Raw genomic sequence first — 11,523 nt, 5'->3', positions numbered from 1 at the left:
GGGAGAGCAAGTCGAAACTGATTATTTGAAGAACTCATACCGATTCACCATCTATTGCGAACGATTTTGATTCCAAAGCGAGTCGAGCCGTGCGGCCAATTTGCCAATCGCCGCACTGTGGCCCTTGTCGAGTTCAACAGCATCCGTCCGCACGGCAAAGCCGTTGACTTTGAGGCCGTGCCGAAACCGTTGCGTCGGCGGCGTTTCCTCCTGCGCGGTGGAGAATTCCCGTCCCAGCAGCCGCAAATCGACGAGCAGGCGCCAGAGTTCCTTGTAGTCGCGCGGCGGGAGTTGCACAGCAATGCCGGCGCGAGTCAGCTGACAAGTCGACTCGACCGAGGCTACATCCCACTGACCGAGCGCGGCATCTTCAAGAAAGATCGTCAACGCTGCGGGGAGAACCAGGTCGGCTCTACGACGTTCAAAAGTGGCGGCCAGCCGGTCAACGATGGTTTGCAGCGGATCGCGCGCGGGAGATTCCAGACGTTGATACGACTGCAACCAATTCACAATCGTGTCACTATCGACAACGTACTTCAAGATTTCGCGCGCTTGCTGGTCAGGAGGAGTTCGGCGAAACTTGAGCGTCGCAGGATCGGCGTACCGGGAGAAATCGATTCGGCAGAGGTCGGCCCAAATGGAATCGAAGTCGGCCGGTGTCATGAGTATAGTCGACGGCGTTTCATCAAAGTCGGCAGGGGGCGGTACCTGGGCGTCGTCCCAGCGCTCGCTGTATGATGCTGCGATGAAATCACCGTGCTTCACGAGAGTATACTGGTCGCCAAAGGCGAAGAGCACGTCGACCGGTGCGCGTCGGGCTTCGGTGCGGCACGAAACCAGCAGAGGCAACACCAGAGCGCAGAACAGCAGTCCGAGCAGATCGCAGCCGTTAGTCGAAAGCATACAGCATCTCCTTACTGGCGACATAGATGCGGCCGGTGGCGTCGACGACCGGCGGAGTATTGAGTTCTTCCTCGAAGACGATATCGAACATCGTCTCGCCCGCCGGACTGATGCGAATGAGGCGATTGACGGCGACAACGAGGACACTATAATCGGCCAGGGCCGTCGCCAGACTGAAGGTCGTCTCCTTGGCCCCGTAAAGCCAAAGCAATTTGTCGCGCTGCAGGCAAACCAGAGCGCCGGTGGTCAGCACCCAGGAACGATCCTGAGCGAGCATCGGCGGCGCGACCGGGCGTCCCGGCAGTCGGGAAGCCACATCATCGCCGACAACAAACGACAACCCGCCTTTGACGTCAGTTGCGCAGATGCCGATTCCGTGATCGCCGCGCCCGGTGAAATAAAGGGTGCCGTCGGCGGCGCTGCTCATCCAGTGGGTGGCAGTCTCGAGAGGAAACGGGAAGCGCGCGATCGGCGCGGCCTCGCGCTGACGCGAATCGAAGTCAAGAATGAGAATTTCACCGGCGTTGGTGGTGGCCAGATAGCGCGCTTCGTAATTCACCAACGGAATAATCGGGCTTGACGGAGTGGGCACATCCATCACCCAGTCGAACCAGGGGTCATTCAGCGGCGCCTTGAAGACCATGAAGAAGGGAGGCGCACCGTGGATATCGCCGGCGAATTGGATCTGGGCGTAGAAGTCGGACTCGCGCGGCTCAAATAGCACGAGCGAAGACTGGTCGATCAATCCGGGTATACGTAAATCTTCAGCCAGAGTGCGACCTTGCAAGTCGACAATCTGGATTCGATCTTTGCGTGCGGCGGTCGTAAATGCGAGTCGGTCGTCGTCCAGCGCGACCTGGCAACCATACCAGCGCGGCAAGGCACAGACCTGGCTGCCATTGCGATCGAACAAATAGAGTTCGTTCATGCCGTCGACAACGATGCGATCATCCGCGCTGAGCAACAGGCGCGCCTCGGCGGGCTTGTCGGCAGAGCGGCTGATCCGCCGGCTCCAGATGAACTTGCCGACGGCAGCGCTGGCCACCGGCACGAAACCACTGCGCCGCGAGTTGGCAAAGAAGCGTGAATAGATTGCCGACATTCCGTCTCCTATAGGTCGTTCATTGTGAACGTGGCGTTGGCTACGCTCGCGCCGCCGATCCAGGTGACCAAGGGGCCAAAATCCGTGCGAGTCAGCGCCGCAGTTCCAGCCGTGAAACCAAAGCAGAAACGAATGATCCGGGCAGTGTTGACATCCCGATCAACTTCGAGACGATTGCCCGAAATGGTGAAGTTGCCGCCGGTCTGGGCCTTGACCCGAATATTGATATGTGAATCGCCGGGGTCGCCGCCGGTATACTCCTTGAAGTGCGGATTGAACGTGCACAACGTTTCCTGGAAGTCGTTGGTTGGCGGACACGAGAGTCGGAACTTCAGATCCGTCATCGCCTGATAGTCGTTGTTGAGCGCGACCGCCCACGTGCGTTTGTCAGCGGTCGTCCAGGTGTTGGATCCGACATCAATAAAACGAATCGCAAATTTGGTCCGAACCGCAGCAATGCTGGTCAGGATCAGCCCGGACTTGACCAAATGAGCGGTCTCGTCGTCCAGCTTGTACAGCAACACGTCGAGTTTGGCATTTGAGCCCATGTTGATATCGACACCACGCTTGGCCGGAAGAAAGATGTTCTTGTAGGTATCCGCCAGCTCATAGCGCAGGGTCGTTGACGGCCCGGGCAAGGTGATGTGGAATCTTGTCCCGTTGAAAAAGCGGTTGAGCGGGCGGCCGGTGGCGGATTCGTCGTGAAGCCAGAGCACGTTCTTCCAGAGGTGGCGGGCACGCCAGGCACGATTGCGGTTCATCAGGGCCAGTTTGTCGAAGGCATACGGCCCGCCTTCCGCAGTGTTCGGTTGCTCATAGTTGGGCAGCCCGCCCCATGACTTGCCGGCCGCGTCGTCCGCCGAGTAGAGGTATTCATCGGCATTCCCGAGCGCATGGCCCATTTCGTGCGAGTTGGCCAGCGGCTCGTTGGTATTGCCGTCGAGATCTTGCCGGGTATTGTCGGCATCGGGAGACGAGAAGCGGTTGGGTTCAGCCTGGTACGCGGCCTGACGGAAGTTGGCGGTGTCAATCATCATCCAGCTTCCCGACTGGACAATGTCGACCATCGCCTTATGCGCACCGCCATTTGTGGCGTTTTTCGCCTCCATGAAGTAGTAGGGCCGGATGACGATGTCGTGCGTACCGCTCTTGCGCTCAAACAGGTAATTCTTTCGGTTCATGCGATCGTTGGCATTTTTCATGCCCGGCTGACGGTGGTTGGCGACATCGGCGGCGGTTGCCGGCGCCTGGAATTGGATACGGCAATTCCAGTGCGTGAGCAAATAGTGGAGCGGCTTGCCGTCGAGCAGATCGCAATTGTGCAAGTAGTGGAGCGTGTAATGACCAATCACCGGGTTGCCGTCCGACAATGTGTAGGCTTTCGAACGATCCGACGCGTTGGAAGCGATCGCCGTGTGCGAAGCATGGACATCGGCGTCATCCAGCAACGCCAACCGCGCGCCGACGACGTGATTGGCCGAGAAGTTGAAGCCGGGGTCGGCTGCGCGCGAGCGCTTGTCGTAGACATCGTAGAAGCCGTTGCAGAAATAGACGACACGCGTGTTGCCGGGGACATCCGTAATTAAATTCGCACTGAACGGCTGGTTGGTGAAGATCGCCAGACTCGGGTCGGGATTGTGAAGTTTCAGCTTGCGCAAGTTCTTGCTGGCGCCGGCGACGGTCTCATTGGTCGTGTGGTCGATGTAGAAGAGTGCGATGCGCGAATTGGCGTCGAGATTGATCGGTGTTCCGGAAGCATTGCGATCGCGGATTGCCTGCGATCGGTTGTTTTCAGCGAGCACGATGTCATCGAGTGAAAACGTGAGCGGCTGATTCGGATCGGTGGTGTTGCCGCCGTAGGGCTTTAGTTGCTTGTGGGTTCGCATGACTTCGATGAAGCGGTCGCCGGTATTCGGATTGGTATTGTCGTAACGCGTGAAGTAATTCCGCGAGGACCATTCCGCCGGCAGGTCATAGTACTTAATGCGTTCGAGCCAAGGCAAGGCGGCGATCTCCGCAGGCGTTTTGGTGACCAGGACCGGATCGGTTTGGTCGTCGGCGGAGAAGAGCCACTGGTTGGTCGTCGCAAAGGTAAAATGAATATCGGTGCGCGCGGGATTGTTCTGCACTTTCACCATGTAGACGCCGTTCGAGTAGGTGATGCGGGCGGGGATTTCGGTGCTGAGATTCTCGAAGGCTTTGATCACAAGACCGTCCGGCACCGGCTTGATAGCCTGATGCACCCGGTCGAAGTAGTTGAAACGCAGATGATAGGCGGTTGCGGTCAGATCAGCCGGGTCGATATGCACGGCCGCGAAATGCCACTTGTGCCACAGGGGGCATTCCGCGGGCGTATGAATCGACGACGTGCGCGTCGGGCAATTTAGGACGGGAATTTCTTCCTTGTCGAAGAAGAGCAATTCGACGCGGCGGTTGAGCTGAGAACGGTAGTTGTCGCGACCGGCGTTATCGAGTGGGAACGACTCGCCACAAGCCACCAGTCGTTTGAGATCATCGGTATACATGACCAGCGAACGATAGCGGCCGATCTGACCGCGCGGCACGCCGAGGGCGGCGGCGATTTCATCATTGTAGATATCGAAGACGGCGCGCCACATCTCGAGCGGCCAGCGGTGAGTGCCGGAGTTGGAGATGATCGAGATCGTGTTATCGGGAATGACTGTGGCTCCCGGCGGCGCCTGGTTGGCCAAGACCCAGGCATTGTATGATGTGATGAAGTTCTTGGTCGCTTCTTTCGTCGGGTTATTCCACTGATTGTTAATGGCGCCCGGATCGCAGTTCCAACCCCAGCGGGTGTTCTGCTTGATAAACAGCATGATCTGCTGATAGTCTTCGATGCGGTGCCGGGATTCGGAGACCTTGGCCCACTTCTCGCGGTCGCCGTCGATCAGGTACTGCACATTCTGCGCGCGCAGAGCGGAGAGTTCGAAGTTCATTTTGGCCTGGCCGGATGTGTCGGCATGGCCGGCGACGAGCAGGCGTTTATTCGGATTGAACTCGAATTGCTTGAGACCGAGGGCGAGTGCGCGCACGCCGGTGACTTGGTCTTGTTGCTGTTGGGTGGCCGCATCAGACGCATCATCGCCAACGCCCTGCGAGGAGGATGCGCCGGAGGGACGTTCCGGCATCATGACGGCGCTGTCGAGATGGAAGAGCACGTCTTCCATTTCGAGGATGTCGACCTGGAGGCGGTGATGGACGAAGGTCGTCGGAGTGCCGGTGCGCGCGCCAAGGCGCAACAGGAAATCGCGGAATGAGCCAAAGACACTAAATCCCATGAGCTTCGTTCGCCATCCGTGCTATTGGGTCCACTCTTCGTCCTTGATATCGAACGAGACGCGTATACTCCCGGCCGGCAGATCGGTTTCCTTCCCTTTGCCGGAGCCATCGAGGTTACCGGTGCGGATTGCGCCGTTCGGGAGATAGAGACTGTATTCCTTATCCGGGATCGGATTGCCGAACTCATCCTTGAGTTCGAATTCGAGGTCATCGATAATCGTCAACATGCCGGAACGCTTGCTGAAGTTGCCGACGGTCACGACAAAGTAGAACTGCGGCATCGAGAAGCGGCCCATGATCTCTTTCTCGCGCGCCACGGCCAGCATGTCATCGTCGACTTCCACCAGCCACTCGGATTCCACCTTGTTGCCGGAGATCTTGCTTTCGATGATCTTCAGACGTTCGGTGGAGTAATTGGGATCATAAATCCAGATTTCAAGCCGCGCTTTGGCGCCATCCTTGAGTCCGGCGGTCTCGGCCGTAAGCTTGACGGTTTCGCCAACCTTAGCGGTTGTTTTCGACCAGACGGCGGTGACAATCGCGCGCAGCGTCAGCTCATAGTTGCCGGTTTCAGTCACGGATTCTTTGAAGCCGCCGGCCAGCAGTCCGCCGCTGATATCACCATTGGGCGCCTTGAGACGGTAGTTGCAGTCGGTAATCGGAAATCCGGCAGAGTCGACGGCGGTAACCTGGATGTAGTGCCCCTCAGTTTCAGATTCGGATTCTGTTCCTTCCCCGCTCTCAACCTCGCCGGCCTCAGTCTCTGCAGCCGTTTGTTCTTGAGCGGCAATGGCACCCGATCCGCCTGATCCGGACGAACCGGCGCCACCGCCACCGCCAGCTTCGCCGATCAATACGGTGAAGCAACCGGCAACGATCGAGTCCGGTGGCCCCGAGCAGGTGCACATATCGCCGACCCGCGCTGCCGGCTGGCCGCCGATCATTACGCCCGAAGAGCCTTTCGTGATCGGGCCACCGACATGCGGCGGCGGCGGGGTGCCCGGATTAACCATCGGGCAGACGTGCATATCGCCAAGGCGGGCGGCAGGCATGCCGCCGATCAGAACCTGCGGGAAGCCTACCACAATGCTGCCCCCGTGGGCGGTCATATCTCCGATTCTGGCTGCTGGAGGCATAGTGAATTCCTTGTTAGACTCCTTCCGCACATACTGTCGCATGAGCGGAAGAGCGGTTCAAAACCAGACGACAACAGTCAATGAATGTAGCGAGAATGTATTGGGGGAACGGGAGACAGTCAATAAAGAAGTCGAACGGGGATTATGATTTACCCCGTTCGAGACGCGCACCGCAAATCGGACACGTATCACGGTCCCGCCGCAGCCACTCGTGACCGAAGCGGCAGCGAAGGAACGCGGTGTCCGGATCGATATAAACGGTGTCCCAATCAGCCAGGACGGTATACTTGAGGCTGCCGTCGGCGAGGCGCATGGCAAAAGTGAGCGGTTCGATCTTTTGCAGCACGTCGCCTTCACAATCAAACTTGATCAATACCGAATCCTGATGCACCTGCTTCTCGGTTTGCCGGACGTTGTTACGCTCGACTACGCGAGTCTCCAGCATGGCGGTGGTTTCGCTGCGCATGCCTTTGTACATCAGCGAGTGTTCCGTCGTGATGCTATCGATGGTCATTCGCCATTGCGCAATCACGATATTCGGCTTGGCGGTAAACTCCACGCCGCCCTGATAGCGCTTGCCGATGCGGATTCGCTCGGCCGCATCGACCCAGCCGCTTGAGACCGCCAGCAGAGTGGTGACGAGTGCTGCGGCCATTAACATACATCTGATCTGCCCGGTACGTAAACGCATGTTATTGTCCTCCATTTCACTCGTCGGCGCAAGATTAAGCGGATTGGAGGAATATAGCAAACAACGTGCAAAGCTGGCGACTTTTGAACAGCGATGCCAAGGGAAAGTACAGCCGCAAAGAGGGGAGCCGGCGCGAAGCCAGTCGTTTCATGGAACAACGGCTTGCATCCAGGGGTCAGAACCTGTTCGAATGCCGCGAATAGCTCAGGAATTGCCCTTGAACAGCCCTACGACATTTCCGTCGAGATCGGCGAACATCGCGCAACTGCCAATACCGGGGATGGGCGTCGGCGGCATTACCGTCTTGCCGCCAAGTCTTTCCGCTTTGTTGAGGCTGGCCTGAAGGTCGTCTACGCCAACATAAAATGTAATCGACGGGCCCTGTCCCGGCTGATACGGCCCAATCCCCCCGCCGATCGTGTTTTCGTGAGCCGGCTCAACGAGGGAATAGTCGAAACCGGGTGCAGAGCTGGCTTTCCAGCCGAAAAGCTGTGAGTAGAACTCGGCCGATTTGGCGCGGTCTTTGACGTTGATCTCAAAGTGGACAATTGGTCGAGACATCTAGTTCCTCTCTTTGGTTTCTTGTGACAGTAAGAAGCGAAGGTTAACTTATCTACTTGGTCGCGGGCACCCGGCCGTAGAGCTGGGTGATCAGGCCGAGAACCAGGCCGACGAGAGTGCCGGGGATCAGGATCTCGAGCCAGTAGTGCTTGCCGGTCTCGGAGGGCATCGCTGCAATGATGAATGCGAGCACGAAGCCGACGAGAATTCCGACAACGATTCCGACCTTCAGGCTCCGGAACTTGCGCGCAACAAAGCCGATGATGATCCCGGCAATCATTCCTTTGAGGGTCGAACCGATGACAATACCGGCAATGGCCGGTGTCGTTTCTGGCGCAGAAAATAGGGCGGTCAGGCCGTCAATGGCGCCCAGCACTGCGCCCAGGATCAGCCCGAGAATTGGTTTGGACATCTGCAACTCCTTGGTTTCGTGTTATCAGACAGCTTCTAATCTTCTATTGCCCGGGCGGGCCGATTCCTTTACGACCCGAGGAAGAAATAAATGATCGACCTGATCACCATATAGCCGATGACGATCAGCACAATCACCTTGTTCCGGTTCGCCCAGCGCCAGAAGCGCTCAAAGAGGTTCTCGCGGTAAGCGGAGACTTCCCTGCCATCCAGGAAGGCAGCGATATCCGCAGCCAGTTGAATTACGGTCGCATACCGCATTTCCGGATTCCGTGCCATTGCCTTGAGGCAGACTGCCTCCAGAGCGCGCGATATCGAACGGTTCAGTTGGCGGGGCGGCTTGAAACTGCCGCCAACAACCTGTTCGCGAATCACGATTCCGTCCGGGCCGCCAAAGGGAGCGCGGCCGGTCAGAAGGAAATAGAGGACGGCACCGAGGGAGTAGATGTCGGAGCGCGCGTCGATGCGGTGGACCTCGCCGCGTGCTTGTTCCGGCGACATGAAAGCCGGCGTACCAATGACGGTACCGAGCGCGGTTCCGTTCGGGCGCGAGGACGCAATTGGGTCATTAGGTGTCGCCGGCGGTTCGGCCTGTGCCGTATCAGCCGCCCAAGCAATCCCCCAGTCCATAACCAGCACCTCGCCGAAGGCGCCGATCATGATATTTCCGGGTTTGAGGTCGCGATGAATGATGCCGCGCGAGTGGGCGAAGGCGAGAGATTCACACACTTTGAGGAAGATTCGCAGGCGATCGGCAAAACTCAACTTCGCGATCGCAGAGGATTCCAGAGTCTTCCCTTCCACATACTTCATCGCGTAAAAGGCGCGGCCGTCAGGCAACTGACCGACATCGTGGATTGGCACGACCCCTGGATGTTCGAGTTGCGCCACGATACGCGCCTCATGCAGCATGCGGCGGGACAGTTCGCCGCTTGCATCGAGCAGCGAAACAACTTTGATCGCCACCACGCGGTTGAGTTCTTTGTCGCAGCCACGATAAACGGTAGCCATCCCGCCGGCGCCGATTCGTTCCTGCAATTCGTACTTGGTGCCGCTTAGATCCGGCTCGCCGAGAACGCTCTGCAGCCGCCGTAGGCCGGAATCGGAAAGGTGTCTCATGGGGTGTCGACCCCCAGCATCGCGCGGACTTCCTCACGATATTCCTCGTCGGTTGCCGTCAGATCGCGGATTTCGGCGAGAACGAGCCGGCGGAAATCACGGCGCATGGCAGACAGGTAGTTCGTCACGGTTTCCTCGGAGACTTGAAACGCCTCGGCCAACTCGCGGTAGGTGATGCGTGTTTCGCTGTCGAGCGCTTCAAGGTCATAGCGCTCAAAGACGGCAAACTGCTTCAGTTTGCCGGCGGCTTCACACTGATGCCGCAACAGCTCGACGCAATGCACAAACAGGCTGCGTATCCACTCGCGCTCGAATAGTTGATCGGGAGCCGGCGCGTGAGCTTGCGGCAACTCGGTGATCTCGCCTTCGGCAAAATCAAAATCCAGCGACAAGCGCTGGAGGTCGCCACCGCGTTTCTGGCGGGAGGCGGCTGCATTTTCTTTGCCGACATAGCGGTCGAGGCAGACGCGCAGGAAGGTTCGAAAACGCGCCTTGCCGGCATCGAAATCGGCGAGGAACTCCTGCTCGAGCGCGCTGAGGAAGAACCCTTGAGTGAGATCCTCGGCTTCGGGGCGTTGCTTATGCCAGCGCAGGCGAAGGTACTTGTAGACCGGCAGCCAGTAGAGATCGATGATGCGTCCCATGGCAATGCGGCGTTCATCGCTGACCTCCGATTTGAGCGCCACGATCGCGGAATGGCGCGTGCGCGGGAACCCACCGCTCCGGTCCGACAACTTTCCGTTGCAATCAAGACTCATAATGGATCACGCCTTTTCGATAACGCCCGCGGCATCCTCGCAAGATTAGGATTAGAAGGAATACGATTCGATCCGGGAGAATTGGAGAGCAGCGTTGCGGATAAATCACTTCTGGCGCAGGACCATCAGCCGGATTTCGGTCATGTCCTCGATCGCCCAGCGGATACCCTCGCGGCCGAAGCCGCTCTCCTTGACTCCGCCATACGGCATGTGGTCGACTCGCCAGGAGGGCACATCGCCGATGACGACGCCGCCAACCTGGAGAGTGTCCCAGGCTTGGTGCGCTTTCTGGATATCACGCGTGAAGATTCCCGCCTGCAGGCCATACTTGCTGTTATTGACTTCGCTCAGAGCCTCACCAAAATCGCGGAACGTTGATAAGATGGCCACCGGGCCGAAGGCTTCATGGGTGCAGATCGTTTGACCGGGCGGCACATCCTCCAGCAGGGTCGGTTCGAGCATCACGCCGTCGCGCCGGCCGCCGCAGAGAAGCCTACCTCCCGCAGCCACAGCGGACTGAATCCAATTTTCGAGACGGCGGGCATCGTCTTCGGAGATCAGCGGCCCGATGAAGGTGCTCTCATCCCGAGGATCACCCATCTTCAGGGTCTTGGTGGCGGCTGCCAGTTTTGTCTTAAACGTCGCATAGACTGTCTCGTGGACTATAATTCGCTGTACACTGATACAGCTTTGTCCCGATTGATAGAACGCGCCGAAGACGATGCGCTGCGCGGCATCGTCGAGATCAGCGTCGGCGTCGACTACACAGGCGGCGTTGCCGCCCAGTTCGAGGACGACTTTCTTGTGGCCACAGCGGGCTTTCATGTCCCAGCCGGCGGCCGGCGATCCGGTAAACGAGAGGAGTTTGAGGCGCTCGTCGGTTACGAGCAGATCAGCCGATTCGCGCCGGGCGGGAAGGATCGAAAACGCTCCCGCAGGCAGGTCGGTTTCAGACAGAATCTCGCCGATCAGCAGCGCGCCGACCGGCGTATAGCTGGCCGGTTTGAGTACAAACGGGCAACCGGCAGCGATAGCCGGCGCGATCTTGTGGGCGACGAGGTTCAGCGGAAAATTGAAGGGCGAGATCAACGCACAGGCGCCGACCGGCACCCGCTTCCACATGCCGAGATAACCACGCGCCCGGGGAGCAATGTCGAGCGGCAGGACTTCGCCGAGAATGCGCACCGACTCTTCGGCAGCGATCCGGAAGGTATCGATCAGGCGCGTGACTTCCCCACGCGCGTCGCGGATCGGCTTGCCGGCTTCAAGACAAAGTGCCAGCGCCAGTTCTTCCGCGCGCTCTTCAAACCGACGGACGCAGTGATTAAGAATGGCCTGGCGCTGGAACGCCGGCAATTTGCGCATCGGCTCCTCGGCGGCAACGGCAAGTGCAATCGCCTCGTCAATAACGGGGCCATCGGCCAGCGCGACCCGAGTGACCGGCTCGCCGGAGAACTTGTCAATAACGGCCAGGTTGGTATTGGCCGCAAGCGGGCGACCGCCGAGATAATACGGATATGAAGTTGCGAGCATAAATCCTCC

General features: G+C 58.6%; 10 protein-coding genes. All 10 read right to left on the bottom strand.

Annotated elements, in window-relative coordinates; genetic code table 11:
• Nucleotides 1-51: 51 nt before the first annotated feature.
• Entirely contained in the window at nucleotides 52-903 is an 852-nt protein-coding gene (locus tag IT585_03120; GenBank protein ID MCC6962219.1) for a hypothetical protein, read from the bottom strand.
• Nucleotides 890-2,005, bottom strand: a complete 1,116-nt coding sequence (locus tag IT585_03115) for a hypothetical protein (protein MCC6962218.1) — start codon at nucleotides 2,003-2,005, stop codon at nucleotides 890-892. The genes IT585_03120 and IT585_03115 overlap by 14 nt, the downstream gene beginning before the upstream one ends.
• 8 nt (nucleotides 2,006-2,013) lie before the next feature.
• Complete coding sequence (locus tag IT585_03110) at nucleotides 2,014-5,304, bottom strand: hypothetical protein (protein MCC6962217.1); 3,291 nt, start codon at nucleotides 5,302-5,304, stop codon at nucleotides 2,014-2,016.
• A 21-nt stretch (nucleotides 5,305-5,325) separates the two neighbouring features.
• Entirely contained in the window at nucleotides 5,326-6,441 is a 1,116-nt protein-coding gene (locus tag IT585_03105; GenBank protein ID MCC6962216.1) for a PAAR domain-containing protein, read from the bottom strand.
• Nucleotides 6,442-6,583: 142 nt separating this feature from the next.
• On the bottom strand, nucleotides 6,584-7,132 hold the full coding sequence (locus IT585_03100; GenBank protein ID MCC6962215.1) for a hypothetical protein: 549 nt from the start codon (nucleotides 7,130-7,132) through the stop codon (nucleotides 6,584-6,586).
• A gap of 204 nt (nucleotides 7,133-7,336) precedes the next feature.
• Nucleotides 7,337-7,693, bottom strand: coding sequence for a VOC family protein (locus IT585_03095; GenBank protein MCC6962214.1), 357 nt, complete (start codon nucleotides 7,691-7,693; stop codon nucleotides 7,337-7,339).
• 52 nt (nucleotides 7,694-7,745) lie between these two features.
• The gene (locus IT585_03090; GenBank protein ID MCC6962213.1) at nucleotides 7,746-8,105 is read right to left on the bottom strand and encodes a hypothetical protein; all 360 of its coding nucleotides are present in this window, start codon (nucleotides 8,103-8,105) and stop codon (nucleotides 7,746-7,748) included.
• 68 nt (nucleotides 8,106-8,173) lie between these two features.
• Nucleotides 8,174-9,223 carry a serine/threonine protein kinase gene (locus IT585_03085; GenBank protein MCC6962212.1) on the bottom strand — a complete coding sequence of 350 codons (1,050 nt, stop codon included), beginning with the start codon at nucleotides 9,221-9,223 and terminating at the stop codon, nucleotides 8,174-8,176.
• Nucleotides 9,220-9,981, bottom strand: coding sequence for a sigma-70 family RNA polymerase sigma factor (locus IT585_03080; protein MCC6962211.1), 762 nt, complete (start codon nucleotides 9,979-9,981; stop codon nucleotides 9,220-9,222). The genes IT585_03085 and IT585_03080 overlap by 4 nt, the downstream gene beginning before the upstream one ends.
• Nucleotides 9,982-10,086: 105 nt before the next feature.
• Entirely contained in the window at nucleotides 10,087-11,514 is a 1,428-nt protein-coding gene (locus tag IT585_03075) for an aldehyde dehydrogenase family protein (GenBank protein MCC6962210.1), read from the bottom strand.
• Between the last annotated feature and the right edge of the window lie 9 nt (nucleotides 11,515-11,523).

Source organism: Candidatus Zixiibacteriota bacterium (assembly GCA_020853795.1).
Classification (GTDB): domain Bacteria; phylum Zixibacteria; class MSB-5A5; order CAIYYT01; family CAIYYT01; genus JADJGC01.
Note: the sequence above shows the minus strand (reverse complement) of the source record. Positions and strands in the feature narration are given on the sequence as shown.